The organism is Kitasatospora sp. NPDC091276, assembly GCF_040684355.1.
In the GTDB taxonomy this organism is placed as follows: Bacteria; Actinomycetota; Actinomycetes; order Streptomycetales; family Streptomycetaceae; genus Kitasatospora.
Window position 1 is genome coordinate 259,951 of the sequence record NZ_JBFBFU010000001.1, and the last position, 16,154, is coordinate 276,104.

General features: G+C 71.5%; 15 protein-coding genes and 1 riboswitch. Of the genes, 6 read left to right on the forward strand and 9 right to left on the reverse strand.

All coding sequences use genetic code 11. From position 1 onward, the window contains the following. Positions 1 to 27: 27 nt before the first annotated feature. Positions 28 to 792, reverse strand: coding sequence for an SDR family oxidoreductase (locus AB0O19_RS01125; RefSeq protein ID WP_363616735.1), 765 nt, complete (start codon positions 790 to 792; stop codon positions 28 to 30). A 142-nt stretch (positions 793 to 934) separates the two neighbouring features. Between AB0O19_RS01125 and AB0O19_RS01130 the strand changes: the two genes are divergently transcribed. Both AB0O19_RS01130 and AB0O19_RS01135 read left to right on the forward strand, forming a co-directional pair. Then, positions 935 to 1,555: a TetR family transcriptional regulator gene (locus tag AB0O19_RS01130; protein WP_363616737.1), complete on the forward strand. Its 621-nt coding sequence runs from the start codon at positions 935 to 937 to the stop codon at positions 1,553 to 1,555. 211 nt (positions 1,556 to 1,766) lie between these two features. After that, positions 1,767 to 2,909 (forward strand): alpha/beta hydrolase-fold protein, encoded by a 1,143-nt coding sequence (locus AB0O19_RS01135; RefSeq protein WP_363616739.1) that lies wholly within the window; start codon positions 1,767 to 1,769, stop codon positions 2,907 to 2,909. Positions 2,910 to 3,015: 106 nt separating this feature from the next. Here AB0O19_RS01135 and AB0O19_RS01140 read toward each other — a convergent pair whose 3' ends face one another. Next, complete coding sequence (locus AB0O19_RS01140) at positions 3,016 to 3,345, reverse strand: MoaF N-terminal domain-containing protein (RefSeq protein WP_063349998.1); 330 nt, start codon at positions 3,343 to 3,345, stop codon at positions 3,016 to 3,018. Positions 3,346 to 3,554: 209 nt separating this feature from the next. On the opposite strand from AB0O19_RS01140, the gene AB0O19_RS01145 reads away from it, so the two are divergent. Further along, entirely contained in the window at positions 3,555 to 4,892 is a 1,338-nt protein-coding gene (locus AB0O19_RS01145; protein WP_363616741.1) for a lipase, read from the forward strand. Positions 4,893 to 5,157: 265 nt separating this feature from the next. After that, a riboswitch (cyclic di-AMP (ydaO/yuaA leader) is annotated at positions 5,158 to 5,324 on the forward strand. Positions 5,325 to 5,326: 2 nt separating this feature from the next. After that, a complete protein-coding gene (locus AB0O19_RS01150; RefSeq protein WP_363616743.1) occupies positions 5,327 to 6,685 on the forward strand; it encodes a glycoside hydrolase family 16 protein in 1,359 nt (452 codons plus the stop codon). 19 nt (positions 6,686 to 6,704) lie between these two features. Here AB0O19_RS01150 and AB0O19_RS01155 read toward each other — a convergent pair whose 3' ends face one another. Both AB0O19_RS01155 and AB0O19_RS01160 read right to left on the reverse strand, forming a co-directional pair. Beyond that, the gene (locus tag AB0O19_RS01155) at positions 6,705 to 7,310 is read right to left on the reverse strand and encodes a hypothetical protein (RefSeq protein ID WP_363616745.1); all 606 of its coding nucleotides are present in this window, start codon (positions 7,308 to 7,310) and stop codon (positions 6,705 to 6,707) included. A 184-nt stretch (positions 7,311 to 7,494) separates the two neighbouring features. Next, complete coding sequence (locus AB0O19_RS01160; protein ID WP_363579268.1) at positions 7,495 to 8,292, reverse strand: IclR family transcriptional regulator; 798 nt, start codon at positions 8,290 to 8,292, stop codon at positions 7,495 to 7,497. 188 nt (positions 8,293 to 8,480) lie between these two features. Between AB0O19_RS01160 and aceB the strand changes: the two genes are divergently transcribed. Continuing rightward, on the forward strand, positions 8,481 to 10,133 hold the full coding sequence (gene aceB / locus AB0O19_RS01165; protein ID WP_363616747.1) for a malate synthase A: 1,653 nt from the start codon (positions 8,481 to 8,483) through the stop codon (positions 10,131 to 10,133). Between the two features lie 154 nt (positions 10,134 to 10,287). Further along, positions 10,288 to 10,674: a gamma-glutamylcyclotransferase gene (locus AB0O19_RS01170; protein ID WP_363579264.1), complete on the forward strand. Its 387-nt coding sequence runs from the start codon at positions 10,288 to 10,290 to the stop codon at positions 10,672 to 10,674. Positions 10,675 to 10,975: 301 nt separating this feature from the next. Here the strand turns inward: AB0O19_RS01170 and AB0O19_RS01175 are convergent, their stop codons facing one another. From AB0O19_RS01175 to uraD, 5 genes are all read right to left on the reverse strand, one after another. Further along, positions 10,976 to 12,361: an 8-oxoguanine deaminase gene (locus AB0O19_RS01175; protein ID WP_363616749.1), complete on the reverse strand. Its 1,386-nt coding sequence runs from the start codon at positions 12,359 to 12,361 to the stop codon at positions 10,976 to 10,978. 68 nt (positions 12,362 to 12,429) lie between these two features. Then, the gene (locus tag AB0O19_RS01180; RefSeq protein WP_363579260.1) at positions 12,430 to 13,893 is read right to left on the reverse strand and encodes a nucleobase:cation symporter-2 family protein; all 1,464 of its coding nucleotides are present in this window, start codon (positions 13,891 to 13,893) and stop codon (positions 12,430 to 12,432) included. Between the two features lie 274 nt (positions 13,894 to 14,167). Further along, on the reverse strand, positions 14,168 to 15,088 hold the full coding sequence (pucL, locus tag AB0O19_RS01185; protein ID WP_350875324.1) for a factor-independent urate hydroxylase: 921 nt from the start codon (positions 15,086 to 15,088) through the stop codon (positions 14,168 to 14,170). Between the two features lie 32 nt (positions 15,089 to 15,120). Then, a complete protein-coding gene (uraH, locus tag AB0O19_RS01190; protein ID WP_363579258.1) occupies positions 15,121 to 15,456 on the reverse strand; it encodes a hydroxyisourate hydrolase in 336 nt (111 codons plus the stop codon). 104 nt (positions 15,457 to 15,560) lie between these two features. After that, positions 15,561 to 16,064, reverse strand: coding sequence for a 2-oxo-4-hydroxy-4-carboxy-5-ureidoimidazoline decarboxylase (gene uraD, locus AB0O19_RS01195; RefSeq protein ID WP_363616751.1), 504 nt, complete (start codon positions 16,062 to 16,064; stop codon positions 15,561 to 15,563). Positions 16,065 to 16,154 lie beyond the last annotated feature (90 nt).

Here is a 16,154-nt window from a genome sequence, read left to right on the forward strand (position 1 = left end):
CCCGCCGTCGTACGGCCGTCCGGCGGCTCACATGTGAGTGCCGCCGTCGATGCGGAGCTCGGTGCCGGTGACGAACGCGCCGTCGTCGGAGGCCAGCATCGCGATCACCCCGGCCACCGTCTCCGGACCCGCGAAGCCCTGGCCGAGGGCCGGGGCGAGCTTGGCGAGCAGGCTGAAGTCGGCGTCGGCGGGCAGCCCGGGGTTGTGGGTCATGCCGCTGTCGATGCTGCCCGGCGCGACGCAGACCGCACGCAGGCCCTGCTTCGCGTACTCGGAGGCGATGGCGTGGGTGAAGGACTGGATGCCGCCCTTGGTCGCGGCGTACGCGGCCATGTAGGGGTGGGCGAAGCTCGCCGAGGTGGAGCTGAAGTTGACCACCACGCCCCTGCCGCCCGCGAGCAGCGCGGGGAGCGCCTCGCGGGTCATCAGGAAGGTGCCGGTCAGGTTGACCGCGAGGAGCTTGTTCCAGAACTCCAGGCTGGTCTCGTGGGTGTGCGAGGAGCGGAGGATGCCGGCCGCGTTGACCAGGGCGTCCAGCCCGCCGAGGTCCGTGATCGCCGCCGCGACGCCGGTGACGACGGCCGCCTCGTCCGAGATGTCCAGGACCTGGATGGCCAGGCGGTCCGCGGTGCCGTCGGCGGTCGCGCGGTCCAGGGTCGTCTTCAGGCCGTCCTCGTCGACGTCGACGGCGACGACCTTCCCTCCCTCGGCGAGGATCCGGTGCACGGTGGCCTGGCCGATGCCAGAGCCGCCGCCGGTGATCAGGACGTTCCGTCCGCTGAAGCGCTCCATGGTGGTACTCCGTTCGTTCGTGCGTGGCCTCTCGACCTCAAGAGGCACGGTACGCCCTCATGGCATAACGTGCCAATAAGTCCTCTGTGTGTCACTTCGGCGCAACACGCCACATTGGCACCGGCCCGCGTACGCTGACCCTGTGACCGGACGCCCCACCCTGAATCAGCGCCGCCGCGACGCCACCCGGCTGGACATCGCCCGTACCGCCGCCGCACTCTTCGCCGAGCGCGGGGCCGAGGCGACCACCGCCGAGGAGATCGCCCTCGCGGCCGGCATCTCGCTGCGCACCTTCTACCGGTACTTCTCCGTCAAGGAGGACGCCGTCGCGCCGCTGCTGGCGGCCGGCGGGCGTCGCTGGGTCGACCAGTTCGCCGAGGCCCCGGCCGACCTGCCGCTGCGCGAGGCGCTGGAGCGCTCGGCGGTCGCCTCGCTGACCCCGCCCGACGAGGAGGCGGTCGAGGCGATGGAGTGGACGCGAAGCCTGCTGCGCGACCCGCGCCTCGACGGCACGTGGCAGCGCGTCCACGCCGACTCCGAGGAGCGGCTGCGGGCGGTCCTCGCGGCGCGTTGCCCGGGCGGCACCAGCCCGCTGGAGATCCGACTGGCCGCCGCTGCGGCGACGGCCGCGATCCGGGTCGCGCTGGAGGAATGGGCCGCCTCGGACGCGCCCACGACCGGCCCGGGCTCCCCGCGGGAGCTCGGTGCGCGCTGCATGCGCGAACTCACGGCGGGGCTGCGGCTCTACGGGCGGGAGGGCTGAGCCCGCCCGGCCGCGAACAGATAACAGCTGACAGATTTCGTTATCTGTTATCTGTTATCTGTTATCTGTCGGCTGTCATCTGTCACCTGTTCCTCCTCCCCGGCCCCGTTAGGGTGGGTGATCGCGCGCCCCGGTGGGGGAACCGGGGTGACCACCTCGGATGTCCTGGACGGAGGGGGCGGGGAGTTCGAGGCGTGGGAGCAAGTAGGACATGGGTCTGACGAGCCACAAGGTGTTGGCGCTGGCCGTATTGATCGCCGTCGTGATGACGGCCGGCACGGTCTGGCTGTGGCCAAGACTCGCCAAGCAGACCTGGCAGGCGGTGCTCGGCCGGATCGGCTCCCTGCTCGCCACCCAGCTCGCGGTGCTGGCCGCGCTCGGCCTGGTGGCGAACAACTACTTCGCCTTCTACAGCAGTTGGGACGACCTGCTGGGCACCGGTGACACCGGCCCGGTGGTGATCCACAACAAGGCGGACGCGTCCGGCCGGCTGCTCGTGGAGACGATCGGCCACGCCTCCGTCAAGGGCGGCGGCGCGATGGGCCGCGAGCCCAGCCAGTCCGGTGAGATCCGCAAGGTGCGGATCGACGGCGCGGCCAGCCGGCTGTCCACCGAGGGGTACGTCTTCCTGCCGCCGCAGTACTTCCAACCGGAGTACGCGCAGCGGCAGTTCCCGGCGGTGATCGTCAGCACCGGCTTCCCCGGGATCGCCGAGAACCTGATCACCCGGTTCAACTACCCGGGCGCAGCGCTCAAGTTGCTCCAGGACGGCAAGATGCAGCCGACCGTCATGGTGCTGATGCGCCCCTCGCCGGCCCTGCCGCAGGACACCGAGTGCGAGGACATCCCGGGCGGCGCGCAGTCCGACACGTACTTCACCAAGGACGTCCCCTCAGCGATCCAGGCGAGCTTCCGGGTCTCCTCCGACCCGCAGGCCTGGGCCTTCATGGGCAACTCGACCGGCGGCTACTGCGCCCTCAAGCTGGCCATGCGCCACCCGGACGTCTTTCCGACCGCCGTCGCGCTCTCCGCCTACTACGACGCCGCCGACGACCCGACCACGGGCGACCTGTTCGGCGGCAGCAAGCAGCGTCGTGACGAGGCCAACCTGATGTGGCGGTTGAAGAACCTGCCGCAGCCCAAGGTGTCCGTGCTGCTGGCCGGCACCAAGAAGGGCGACGGCGACTACCGGCGCGACACCGAGGCCTTCGTCGACGCCGTGCAGTCCCCGATGAAGGTCTCCTACAGCATGTTGGAGAACGGCGGCCACAACTTCGAGACCTGGAGCGCGCTGCTGCCGTCCTCGCTGGAGTGGCTGTCCCAGCACCTCAAGGTCCCGAACCAGGCTGCCTGAGCAGGCCGCCCGAGCAGGCCGCCCGAGCAGACTGTCTGAGCAGGCAGTCTGCTCAGACGGTCTGAGTAAGCCGACGGACAGCGAGGGGGCGCGGGAGCGGTGAGGCTCAGGCCACCCGCTCCAGCGTCCCGGTGTGCAGCTCGCCGACCCGGCCGCCCTCGCCCTCGTACGTCCAGAAGGCGCGCACCGTCAGCCGGCCGAGGTCCATCACGTGGCTGACGGTGATCCCGCTCTCCTCGGTCCAGCTGATGAAGTAGATCTCCGGCGCCACCTCGGCGACGTGCAGCCGCACGTCCTCCCACTGGCCCGCCGACTCGCCGAGGCCCTCCCAGCGCAGCCGCCTGCCGTCGGCCGAGTAGGTGTTGCGGAAGGCCGCGCCGTTGTCGGCCCGGAAGAGGTAGGTGCGGCCGGCGAAGGCGGGCAGGGGCGCGGTCATGGTGGGGCGGTACCTCGTTCCTGTGGGGCCGTGCACGGCGGTCTTGTGCACTGCGGAAGATGTCGGACCTCCAATTTATCCGACCCGGTGAGCCGGGTGGGCGCACCCGTGGACGGTGCGCCACGGCACCGGCCGCCACCGCGCAGGCCGGCGCGGTGTGCGGCGGGCACCTGGGCGCCCGCCGGCGGCCGGTCCTACCGTCCACCCCCATGAGACGCACCCCCACTCCCGTGCGGCACACCCCCACCGCCGTCAGACGCACCCCCACCGCGTTGTCCGCCCTCCTGCTCACCCTCGCCGCGCTGCTCCTCGGCACCCCCACTCCCGCCCAGGCCACCGTCGCCCAGACCGCCACTGCCCAGACCGCCGCCGAGGCGGCCACCGCCCCGCTCGCCCTCGAAGCCGCCTTCCCCGCCCCCGGCAACGGCTGGGCCAAGGTCGAGCGCTACCTCGACACCACCCCCGGCTTCCGCACCGAGCAGTACCCGGCCGACGGCCGCGGCGACCAGGACGGCGCCCGCCGGACGTACTTCGGCGGCACCGGCCAGCCCTCCTCCAGCCGCTTCCTGCTGTACTCGGCGACCGGCTGGGACACCGGCAGCCGTCCGACCCCCGTGCTGCTGGTCCACGGCGCCAACGACAACGCCGACCGCGCCTGGGCGAACCCGGGGGAGAGCGGCACCTGCGGTGCCTCCGCCTGCCCGTCCACCGGCCTCGCCCAGTACCTCGCCGGCACCGGCCACCGGGTGTTCGCCATCGGCTTCGCCCACAAGCAGGGCGACAACCTGCTCCAGGCGCAGGCCGTCGGCGACGCCGTCGCGCTGATCCGGGCCCGCCTCGGCGTCCCCCAGGTGGACGTGGTGGCCTGGAGCAAGGGCGAGGTCGCCGCCCGGGCGTACGTGTCCTCGGTGCGCCCGTCCTGGGGGCGGGCCTACGCGGGCGACGTGCGCCGCCTGATCACCCTCGGGGGCCCGAACGGCGGGCTCGACTACGTGTACGCGCACGGCTGGTCGTTCGACCTCGCGAGCTGGCCGGCCTGCGGCGGCACCGCCAACGCGCCGTCCCCGCACCTCTACATGACCTGCTACGGCACCTACACGGCGCAGCCCTGCCTCGGCGTGCTGCCCACCGGCGGTTACGACTGCTACCCGGGCCAGCGCCAGCTGCTCGCCCGCTGGGACGGCCGGTACGGGGTGGACGGCACCGCCCAGGACTGGTGGACCACCTACTACGGCGGCCAGGGCTTCTACACCTCCGGCCAGGGCATCCAGGCGGCGATCGACGCCGGTTCGCTGATCGCGCCGCTGCAACAGGCGGGCGTCCCCGCGTCGGTGCGCACCTATCTGCTCGCGGGCGGGTCCGCCGACATCCCGGGCGTGCTCAACGAGAACCGGGGGCCCAGCGACGGCATCGTGTTCACCGCGAGCGCCCTGGACACCACCGGCATCGCGACGATCGGCGGCACCCGGCTGCTCACCGGCCTCAACCACCTGGAACTCGCCTGGGCGCCGGAGGCCGAGAGCCAGGTCGACAACTGGCTCGCTTGACCCGTGGACCCGTGGACCCGTGGACCCGTGACCCGTGGACCCGTGACCCGTCGATTCGCCGATCCGTCGTTCGGCAGCTCGACGGCTCCGCTGATCCGTCCCAACTGATCCACCACGCAGCGTCGTTGATCGACACCACTGTGACCTGTGCGACAACCGGCCCGGGCAGGTTGTCCGTTCACGGACGGCCCGCCTAGCCTGCAACCGTCGTCCGCCCTCGCGGACCCCCGCCGCCGGGACGCCGAGTCCTGTCCACCCGCCGGCCGGCAACCGAGCACCACAGCGGACGGGAGCGGGGGAACCAAGGTCAGCGCCCGGCCCGTACGCTCCCGCGTGCGGGCCGTGGCTAGGGGTGAAGCCGCTTCCACCGGCGGCCGGGCTGCCTCAGCCCGAATCCGACAGCTCACCTCGCAGGCGTCGCAGAGGACACTGCCATGCACCAGCCTGCCCGGCGCCGCGCGCCGCGCCACGCCCGCCCCTCCCACCGGGGCCGCAACGCCACCCTCGCCGTCACCGGAGCGCTCGCCGTCACCGGCGCCGGACTGCTCGGCCTGCCGGCCGTCTCCGGCGCCCAGGCCGCCACCGCCCCGACCGTCACCCAGGACCGGCTCGCCCCGGCGACCATGGTCGCCAACCAGGCCGCCACCGCCTCGCTGACCCTCCACTCCTCGGCCTGCTTCACCGCGAAGACCGTCGGCGTGGGCGTCCGGAACGCGGGCGGTGCGAACCTCGACTTCCCGGGCAACGCCTCCAACGTGCAGATCTGCCCGAGCGGCCTGTCCTTCACCAGCGGCGCACGCGCCCTGCCGGCCGGGACGTACACCCAGTTCGGCTTCTGGCAGGACCTCGGCGGGGCCTGGCACAACCTGGCCTCGCAGCAGCTGGTGGTCTCCAGCACTCCGGCGCCGACTCCGCCCCCGACCCCGGCGCCCACCACGAAGCCGACTCCCGCCCCGACCCCGACGGCGACCCCGACCCCCACCGCGACGGCGACCCCCACCGCGAAGCCGACCCCGACGAGTAGCCCGAGTAGCCCGAGCAGCCCGAGCATCCCGAGCCCGAGCGCCACCGCCAGCCCGTCGGCCGGCACCCCCGCATCCCCGGTCGCCGGCAAGTCGCTGACCTGGTCCGACGAGTTCAACGGCCCGATCAGCTGGGGCTCGCGCTGGGTCGGCGACAAGAGCACCGCGTACAAGTACGGCAACCACAACCCGGACGACAACAAGCTCGACCTGCTGAACAAGAACAACGTCAGCGTCGCGAACGGGGTTGCCACCTTCACCGCCGCGCCCGGCACCACCACGCTGGAGAACGGCAAGCAGGCCTGGAACACCGGCTTCCTGACCACCGAGGGCTCCAGCGAGGGCTTCCAGGTCAGGACCGGCGACTACGCCGAGACCCGGGTCAAGCTGCCGTCCGGCTCCGGCGCCTGGCCGGCCTTCTGGACCTGGAAGAACGGCAACGGGGAGGTCGACTCCTTCGAGTACCACCCCGACAACCCGAACCTGCTGGAGCTGACCAACCACGTCAACCCCGGCAACCCCAAGTACTACACCGACGCCGGCGCCGTCGCGAAAGACCAGTGGGTGACCATCGGCACCTATTACGGCGCCACCTCGGTGGACTGGTACGTCAACGGCGCCAAGGTGTTCTCGGACGGCAAGGGTGTCGGCGCCAACTGGTCGGCGTACCTGATCCTCAACCTGTCGGTCGGCGCGGGGAAGTACCACCCGGCGCCGCAGGGCACCGCCCCGATCACCTTCGCCGCCGACTACGTCCGCGTGTACCGGTAGGGCCTTCGGGGCTTCCGGGTCAGGAACCGGGAGCCGTCTCGACCACCGTGATGTCGAACGGCTGCCGGTTGTTCCCCTCGTCCGGGTCGTCCGCGCCGCGCACCGCGACCGAGCCGCCGGTGAGCTTGCCGATCCGCAGGTCCGGGGAGAGGCGCACCGGCACCAGCGCGGTCGCGCTGCGCAGCGGGGGCAGTCCGGCCGGGAAGGCACAGCGCACCTGCCGGCCGTTGAGCCGCACCTCGCAGTCCTCGGGGAAGTACGGGCCCTCCGGGGAGACCCCGGGAGGCAGCGTCACCAGCACGGTGAACGGTGCGGCGGTGGTGTCCGGGCCTCGGTTGGCGATGAAGGCGTGGACGGTGGTGGTGCCGCCGGGCGGGGCGGCGTCCGGGTCGAGCCGGACCATCTCCAGATCGGAGCGGGACGCCGTGGTGGCTGCCGTGTCCACCGCCGGCCGGGGATCGGGCCGCCGCAGCGCCCAGGACGGGCCGGCGGTAAGCGTCGCCACCGAACAGCCGGCCGCCATCGCGGCGACGAGCGAGGCCGCGCGGAATCCGCAGAGCCTGCTGGCCTGCCCGGACCTGCCCTGCCCGGACCCGCCCCGCATTGTCGAACGCCTGTACGTCATCGTCGTCCACCCTGTCCCGGGGCCCCGGCCGCCCGCGCCGTTGCGGGCCGCGTCCGCACCAGGGTGGCGGAGCCTGCGCCGGGGGCCGGTACAACCCGCTCGGCGTCCGCCCGAACGGGGGAGCGCACGTGCGGGAAGTCGATCCGGTCGACTTCCCGTACGTGAAGCGGGCAGTGACGATGGGTCAGGGGGCGAGGACCTGCCCCAGCCGGGTCGCGATGTGGTGCATCACCGGCACCAGCGAGGACGTGCCGGCCTGCTCCTCCAGGGCCCGGATGCGGGCCTCCGGGCCGGACACCGACAGGGCGGTGGGCGTCGGCGCGCCCGGTACGGCGAGCGCGATGCAGCGGACGCCGATCTCCTGCTCCTGGTCGTCGACCACGTAGCCGCGCTCGCGCGCCTCGGCGAGCTGGTGCAGCAGTTCCTGCGGGTCGGTGACGGTGTACTCGGTGTGCGCGGGCAGCGGGTTGGGGCCCAGGACGGCGCGCGCCTCGTCCTCGGGGAGCTGGGCCAGCAGCGCCTTGCCGACGCCCGTGCAGTGCGGCTGCACCCGTCGGCCGACCTCGGTGAACATCCGCATCGAGCGCCGCGACTGCACCTGCCCGACGTACACCACCTCGCCGCCCTCCAGCACCGCCAGGTTGGCGGTCTCGCCGGTGGCCTCCATGAGTTCGGCCAGGTAGGGGCGGGCCCAGCTGCCGAGCAGCCGGCCGGCCGTCTCGCCGAGGCGGATCAGCCGGGGGCCGAGGGTGTAGCGACGTGCGGTGTCCTGGCGTACATAGCCCTGCTGGACGAGGGTACGAACCAGGCGGTGGATGGTCGGCATCGGCAGGCCGGAGCTGGCGGAGAGCTCGCTGAGGGTGGCCACGCCGCCGGAGTCGGCCAGCGCCTCCAGGAGTTGGAAGGCGCGCTCGACGGATTGCACGCCGCCGGTCGCGCGGTCCGGGCTGGTCGTCGATGCTGTGTCGGGGGTCGAAACCACCGGCGTTCCCTTCGCTGTCGGGGAGGAGTAGAGTCCCGGCGATCACATCAACAAACCGTTGAAATTCTGTATCGCGGAAACTAGTCTCCACCTTACAGAATCGAATCCGCCGGCAGACGGGTTCCGATCAAGGAAGTTCCCACCGGAGCTCCCTTCGCCAGGCTCAACCGCTTAGGAGTGTCCTGCCCATGGCTACAGAACAGGGACCCGTCGGCGCCTCCCCCGCTGCTCCGGTCGTCACTGTCGCCGGTCCGCGCGTTCACCGGGCGGAGGAGGTGCTCACTCCGGAGGCGGTCGCCTTCGTCGTCGGCCTCCATCGCGCTTTCGAAGGGCGCCGACAGGAGCTCCTGGCCGGGCGGAAGGCCCGCCGGGCGGAGATCGCCAGAGCCGGCACGCTGGACTTCCTCCCCGACACCGCCGACGTCCGGGCCGGCGACTGGAAGGTCGCCGAGGCGCCCCGCGCGCTCCAGGACCGCCGGGTCGAGATCACCGGCCCCACCGACCGCAAGATGGTCATCAACGCCCTCAACTCCGGCGCACGGATCTGGCTCGCCGACTTCGAGGACGCCACCTCCCCGACCTGGGAGAACGTGGTCAGCGGCCAGATCAACCTGATCGACGCCTTCGAGGGCCGGATCGACTTCACCACCTCCGCCGGAAAGGCGTACGCCCTCAAGCCCGCCGCCGAACTCGCCACCGTCGTGGTCCGCCCGCGCGGCTGGCACCTGGACGAGAACCACCTGCTCGTCGACGGCACCCCGGTCGCCGGAGCCTTCCTCGACTTCGGCCTGTACTTCTTCCACAACGCCGCCCGGCTGCTCGCCAAGGGCGCCGAGGACCCCAACTCCGGCCCGTACTTCTACCTGCCGAAGACCGAGAGCCACCTCGAAGCCCGGCTCTGGAACGACGTGTTCACCCACGCCCAGGCCGCGCTCGGCATCCCGCACGGCACCGTCCGCGCCACCGTGCTGATCGAGACCATCACCGCCGCGTTCGAGATGGACGAGATCCTCTACGAGCTGCGCGACCACGCGGCCGGCCTCAACGCCGGGCGCTGGGACTACCTGTTCTCGATCGTCAAGAACTTCCGCGACGCCGGCGAGCAGTACGTCCTGCCGGACCGCAACAGCGTCACCATGGCCTCGCCGTTCATGGCCGCCTACACCCGCCTGCTGGTGCAGACCTGCCACAGGCGCGGCGCCCACGCGATCGGCGGCATGGCCGCGTTCATCCCCAGCCGCAGGGACCCGGAGGTCAACGCCGCCGCCCTGGAGAAGGTCAAGGCGGACAAGGACCGCGAGGCCGGCAACGGCTTCGACGGCTCCTGGGTCGCCCACCCGGACCTGGTGCCGGTCGCCCGCGCCTCCTTCGACGCGGTGCTCGGCGGGCGCCCCCACCAGAAGGACCACCCCGGGCCCTCCGAGCCGGTCACCGCGACCCAGTTGCTCGACATCGCCGGCGCGGGCGGCAGTTGCACCCACGCGGGGCTGCACAACGCCGTCCAGGTCGGCATCCGCTACATCGAGGCCTGGCTGCGCGGCCTCGGTGCGGTCGGCATCTTCAACATGATGGAGGACGCCGCCACCGCGGAGATCTCCCGCTCGCAGATCTGGCAGTGGATCCACAACGGCGTCGTCCTGTCCGACACCGGCGAGAAGGCCACCGCGGACCTCGTCCGCGCCCTGGTCGCCGCGGAGTTGGCCGAACTCCTGGCCGAGCTGGGTGCGGACGCGTACGCCGGCGGCCGCTGGCGCGAGGCCGCCCAGCTCTTCGAACAGGTCGCCCTGGCCGAGGAGTTCGCGGACTTCCTGACCCTCCCCGCGCTTCCCCTGCTGGGCTGAGCCCCCAATCCATCCGCCGGCGCCGCCGCTGCCGCCTGCCAGGCTGTAGCGGTCCCGCCGGCCCATTGCTCCGTTCCGTGCGGCGACGATTCCACCTGTCCTCCCGTCGCCGTGCGGAACGGCTTTTTCCCGGTACCCGGTAAGGAGTTCAACCGTGCCCCGCATCTTCTTCAACGGCCAGGCCATGGTCGGCGGACCGTTCCACGCCAAGGTCGCCGACTCGCTGGTCGGCCCGGCCCGGACGGCCCCCGGCTACCGCTTCTTCTCGATCGACGACGTCTGCCCGGGCCTGCTCGCCGATCCGGCGGTCGACACCGCCATCGAGGGCGAGCTCTACGAGATCACCCTGGAGCACCTGCGCGACGTCATCCTCCCCGGCGAGCCGCGGGAGTTGGAGCTCGGCGTCATCAAGCTCGACGACGGCTCCGCCTGCCTGTCGATGCTGCTCGCCCGCGGCGAGGTGGAGCGGGGGGTGCACCGCGAGATCACCCACCACGGGGGCTGGCGCGCCTACCTCGGCTCGCTCGGGCGCACCGCCTGAGACCGGGCGCGTAGCGGCGGACGCACCACGGCGAACGGATCACAGCAAGCGAATCACGGCGAACAGATTTCAGCGAACAGATTTCAGCGAACAGATAACAGATGACAACTTTCGTCAGCTGTTATCTGTTCGCTGTTATCCGTCACTCGTCACCCGCCCCCGGGCACGCCGCAGCCCCGGACCCTCGCCGTGGGTCCGGGGCTGCGGTCCGCGCGCCGGCCGGGAAGGCCGGGTTGCGGAGTCCGGGTCACGCACCGTCCCTGGGCGGCCCGGAGTTCAGGGGTGGAGGAGGAGCGGCGCGTCAGAGCGGCCGGGCGGCGAGCTCCTTGGCGGCGCGGGCGCAGGCGCGGGCGATCCGGTCCTCGTCGACGGTGGTCAGCTGGCCCTTCTCGACGACGGCGTTGCCGTTGACGAACAGCACGGCCAGCGGCGGCAGGGCGCCGAAGGTGAGGGCGGCGACCGGGTCGGCGATGGAGGAGTGCAGGACGCCGTCGATCTTCCACAGCGCGAGGTCGGCGAGCTTGCCGACCTCGATCGAGCCGATCTCGTCCTGGCGGCCGAGTACCCGGGCGCCGCCCATGGTGCCCAGCCGCAGCGCCTGGCGGCCGGTGAGGGCGGCCGGGGACCCGTGCAGACGGTTGATCAGCAGGGCGTTGCGCAGCTCGGTGCCGAGTTCGCCGGACTCGTTGGAGGCGGTGCCGTCGACGCCGAGGCCGACCGGGACGCCGGCCCTGAGCATGTCGGGGACGCGGGCGATCCCGGCGGCCAGCCGGGCGTTGGAGGAGGGGCAGTGGGCCACGCCGGTGCCGGTCTCGGCGAACTTGGCGATGTCGGAGTCGTTCATGTGGACGCAGTGCGCCATCCAGACGTCCTCGCCGAGCCAGCCGACGGACTCGAAGTAGTCGGTCGGGCCCATGCCGAACAGTTCCTTGCAGAACTGCTCCTCCTCGGCGGTCTCCGAGCCGTGGGTGTGCAGCCGGACGCCCTTGCGGCGGGCGAGTTCGGCGGACTGGCGGAGCAGGTCGGTGGAGACCGAGAACGGCGAGCAGGGCGCGATGGCGATGTGCAGCATCGAGCCGAAGGAGGAGTCGTGGTAGGTGTCCACGGCGGCCTCGGAGGCGGTGAGGATGTCGTCGAGCGCCTCGACCGCGTGGTCCGGCGGGAGGCCGCCGTCCTTCTTGCCGCGGTCCATGGAGCCGCGCAGCGCCGTGAACCGCAGGCCGAGCTCCCGGACGGCCTCGATGGAGGCGCCGAGGACGTCGCCGCCGTCCTCGGGGAAGACGTAGTGGTGGTCGGAGGCGGTGGTGCAGCCGGACTTGAGGAGGGCGGCGGCGGAGCCCTGGCTGGCGGCGTGGACGAGCTTCTCGTCGATCCGGGCCCAGGTCGGGTAGAGGGCGACGAGCCAGTCGAACAGGATGTCGTTCTGGGCGAGGCCGCGGGTGATCCACTGGTAGAAGTGGTGGTGGGTGTTGACCAGGCCGGGGGTGATCAGGTGGCCCTCGCCGTTGATCCGGCGCACCACGTTGTCCAGCCACTGCGGGGCGGGTCCGTCGCCGACCGACTCGATCGTGTTGCCGAGGACGACCACGTGGCCGCGGGCGTACTCGGTGTCGTCGGCGTCGACGGTGGCGATCGCGACGTTCTCGATGACGATCCGCTGGTCGGCGGGTGGGGGCTGGACTGCCATGGTGTCACTCCTATGGGGGAGGGCCGGGAGGGGCGTGCGCCGCGCGGCGTGTGCCCCTCCCGGGCCGGTCAGGACGGTGTCGCCGTCGGCACCGTCGCGCCGGAGGTCTTGCCGGACCTGGTCCGGCGGGCGGCTCCGGCGTGGTGGAAGAGCAGGTTGAGCAGGACGGCCATCACGCAGCCGACCGATATCCCGGAGTGCATCAGGGTCCGGACGGCCTCCGGGAAGGAGTCGTAGAAGGTCGGTACCGCGATGGGGATGATGCCGACGCCGAGCGACACGGACACCAGGATGGTGTTCGAGCTGGACTCCATCCCAGCCTCCGCGAGGGTGCGGATGCCACTCGCCGCGACGGTGCCGAAGAGCACGATCCCGGCGCCGCCCAGGACGGGCTGCGGTACCAGGGAGACGAGCGACCCGAGCACGGGGAAGAGCCCGAGCAGGATCAGGATGCCGCCGCCGGCCGCGACCACGAAGCGGCTGCGGATCTTGGTCAGCGCCACCAGCCCGATGTTCTGGGCGAAGGCGCTGGCGGCGAAGCCGTTGAAGACGGGGCTGAGCGCGGTGGCCAGTCCGTCGGCCCGCAGGCCGGCGGCGAGCGTGGGTTCGTCGGCCTCGCGCTCGACGATCTTGCCCAGGGCGAGCATGTCGGCGGTGGACTCGGTCATGGCGACCACCATGACGATGCACATCGAGACGATCGCGGCGGCGTCGAAGACGGGCGCGCCGAAGTGGAACGGGGAGGGGAGCGCGAAGACCTTCGCGTCCTTGACCGCGCCGAAGTCGGCCAGGCCCAGCGGGAAGGCGATCAGGGTGCCGAGCGCCAGGCCGATGAGCAACGAGAGCTGCTGCCAGAAGCCGCGCAGCAGCCGGTTGCAGAGCACCACCGCGACGAGGGTGATCGCGGCGAGCCCGACGGCCCGCATGGAGCCGTATCCGGGGGCGCCCGGCGAGCCGCCGCGCGCCCAGTTGACCGCCACCGGAAGCAGGGACACCCCGATGAGGGTGATCACGGTGCCCTGGACGACCGGGGGGAAGAACCGGATGAGCTTGCAGAAGTACGGTGCCGCGAGGAAGCACAGGATCCCCGCGACGATCACCGCTCCGAAGATCACCGGGAGGGCGTCCTTCGGGCCGTGCTCCTTGGCTATGGCGATCATGGGCGCGACTCCCGCGAAGGAGACGCCGTTGACGAACGGCAGTCGCGCGCCGATCTTCCAGATGCCGAGGGTCTGGAGCAGGGTGGCCAGTCCGGCGGTGAACAGGCTGGCCGAGATGAGCAGGGCGAGTTCGGCGGGGGAGAGCCCGACGCCGGCGCCGACGATGAGCGGGGGTGCGACGACTCCCGCGTACATAGCGGCGACGTGCTGGAGTCCGGTGGAGAAGAGCTTCACCGGGGGCAGCAACTCGTCCACGGGGTGGGTTCCGGGCCCGGACGGCTCACCGGGGAGGTGCGCCGACGTGCCGTCCGGGCCAGAGGTTCTTTCCGGGGTGGAACCGCCGTCTTTACTGCTGGTGTCGCTGGGTGCCATGTCGAGCCCCTCTTGTGCCCGTGACTCCCGGCGCGCCCGCGGCGCTGGAGGTGCCCCGAGGGCGGGACGGCGGTGCAGGAGTCCCTCGGGGCGCTTCTCCAGTGCCCCGGGCCGGCCGCCGCGAGGCAGACACGAACTCCGGTGGGTGGGGGTGGAGAAACTGGTGGAACCGGTGGTGCTGGTGGTGCGGGTACTGCTGTCCGCCCGGACGCGGCCGGCGTTCGGGGGCCGGCGGGTGCGGCGACTCCGGGCGGTGCCCATTGGGGTGGGGCGGTCAGGCGACGGGGATGACCGGGACGACGCCCTCGCGGTGCACGGTGCCCTCGATGAGGCCGTACATCCGGTCGGCGGCGTAGTAGACCTCGTTGTCGTTCTTGAGGCCGAAGGGCTCCAGGTCGACGAGGAAGTGGTGCTTGTTGGGCAGCTCCAGGCGGACTTCGTCCACCTCGGCGCGGTTGTTGAGGACCCGGGTGCCCATCGAGTGCAGGGTCTGCTGCAGCGAGTAGGAGTAGGTCTCGGCGAAGGCCTCCAGCAGGTGCCGCCGCACGTGGGTGTAGGAGCGGTTCCAGTTGGGCTGGGCCTCGCCGTCCCGGCCGTCGTAGCCGTACTTCCAGCGGGCGGTGACCTGGGTGGCGAGGATGCGGTCGTACGCCTCTTGCAGGGTGGTGTACTTGTCCTTGATGTAGCCCCAGAACTCCGAGTTGGTGGAGTTCATGACGACGAGGTCCTTGAGGCCGGAGATGACCTGGACGGTCTCGCCGTCGTAGACGATCTCGGTGGTGCGGGTCTCCTGGCCGTTGCGGACGAAGGAGTGGCCGACCTCCTCCGAGCCGATGAAGCGGGCCGAGTTGTCCGGCGTCTTGATCCGGTCCCAGGCGTACTCCTCGATCCGGATCCGGGCGCTGTGCACGACGCCGCGCTCGGTGTCGTCGACGAAGTGGCGGGCCAGGATGATGCCGAAGGCCTCGGCCGACTCGATCCCGTGCTCCTTGGCGAAGGCGTACACGGTGTTCTTGGTGGTGTCGGTGGGGAGGCAGTTGGCGTTCGACCCGGTGAGGTGGACGTCCTCGAACTCGCCCCGGAGGGAGACCGAGACGTTCAGGTCCTTGATCTCGTGCCGGGTGGAGTCGCGGTAGACCCGCACGATGCGGTTCTCCGCCTTGCCGTACTGGTTCTGACCGAGCACGTGGGCCATGACGTGGCTCCTAGGGCTTCCAGGTCGGTCTACTAGCTTCCGCGGTAGACCGAGTATCCGAACGGGTTGAGCAGCAGCGGCACGTGGTAGTGGTGCTGCGCGGGCGCGACCGTGAAGACGATCGAGACCTCGGGGAAGAACGGCGGCTCCGCGGACTTGAGCGCGTGGTAGGCGCGGGTGTCGAAGAGCAGCCGGACGACCGAGCCCGCCTCCACGGCCGGCAGGTCCTTGACCCGGCCGTCGGAGTCCGTGGCGGAGGTGCCGAGCACCTGCCAGCCACCCTCGGTGTGCAGTGCGAGCTCGACCGGGACGCCCTCGGCCGGGCGGCCGAGGCTGGTGTCGAGCACGTGGGTGGAGATGCCAGTCATGGGTGAAGTGACCTTACTGATGGCAGAAGTGATCATTCGTCAACATATGCTAACGATCCGTCAGGATCTGCCCGTCGGGGCCCGCCAGGACCCGCCAGGGCCTGTCAGGACGCGTCGAGCAGACGATTGAGCCGAATGTCGTTGATCTTGCGCAGTTCGCCCCGGACGATCTCCGCCTCGGTGGCGGCGTCGTTGGGGTGGCGCTCGCGCAGGGCGGCGAGCATGGTGGCCGCGGTGCGGCCGGTCGCGCAGATCAGGAACACGTGGCCGAACTTGGCCTCGTAGGCGGCGTTGGCCTCGTGCAGTTCGTCGAGGAGGGCTTGGTCCACGCCCCGGATGCCGGCCTGCTCCCGCTGCGAGGTGGTGTCGCCGGTCCTGGGCTTGCCGATCCGGGCGTGGCCGGCCATCGCGTCGTGCAGGTCGGCGACCGTCAGCCCGGCCACGGCCGCCGCGTTGGCGGTGAGCAGGGACTCCCGGTCGGGCCAGGGCCTGGCCCGCGCGACGTCGGCGGCCCAGTGGGGGCTGGAGCAGACCTCCAGCAGAACGGCTTCCAGGTCCGCGGTGTCGGCCGCGGCCAGGGCGTCAAGGGTGTGGGGGTGGTTGGTCACGGGTGGACCTCCTGAAGAGTGGTGCCACCCGCACAAGCTAGATCCGCCCCACCCGGCCGTCAACACTTTGTTGAACGGTTGGTGGTTACG

Bases quoted from the DNA above. Each gene is read 5' to 3' on its own strand.
- AB0O19_RS01145 (WP_363616741.1), top strand. From the start codon at position 3,555: ATGAGACGCACCCCCACTCCCGTGCGGCACACCCCCACCGCCGTCAGA.
- aceB (WP_363616747.1), top strand. From the start codon at position 8,481: ATGGCTACAGAACAGGGACCCGTCGGCGCCTCCCCCGCTGCTCCGGTC.
- uraH (WP_363579258.1), bottom strand. From the start codon at position 15,456: ATGACTGGCATCTCCACCCACGTGCTCGACACCAGCCTCGGCCGCCCG.
- AB0O19_RS01125 (WP_363616735.1), bottom strand. From the start codon at position 792: ATGGAGCGCTTCAGCGGACGGAACGTCCTGATCACCGGCGGCGGCTCT.
- pucL (WP_350875324.1), bottom strand. From the start codon at position 15,088: ATGGCCCACGTGCTCGGTCAGAACCAGTACGGCAAGGCGGAGAACCGC.
- AB0O19_RS01140 (WP_063349998.1), bottom strand. From the start codon at position 3,345: ATGACCGCGCCCCTGCCCGCCTTCGCCGGCCGCACCTACCTCTTCCGG.
- AB0O19_RS01155 (WP_363616745.1), bottom strand. From the start codon at position 7,310: ATGACGTACAGGCGTTCGACAATGCGGGGCGGGTCCGGGCAGGGCAGG.
- AB0O19_RS01180 (WP_363579260.1), bottom strand. From the start codon at position 13,893: ATGGCACCCAGCGACACCAGCAGTAAAGACGGCGGTTCCACCCCGGAA.
- AB0O19_RS01150 (WP_363616743.1), top strand. From the start codon at position 5,327: ATGCACCAGCCTGCCCGGCGCCGCGCGCCGCGCCACGCCCGCCCCTCC.
- AB0O19_RS01135 (WP_363616739.1), top strand. From the start codon at position 1,767: ATGGGTCTGACGAGCCACAAGGTGTTGGCGCTGGCCGTATTGATCGCC.
- AB0O19_RS01175 (WP_363616749.1), bottom strand. From the start codon at position 12,361: ATGGCAGTCCAGCCCCCACCCGCCGACCAGCGGATCGTCATCGAGAAC.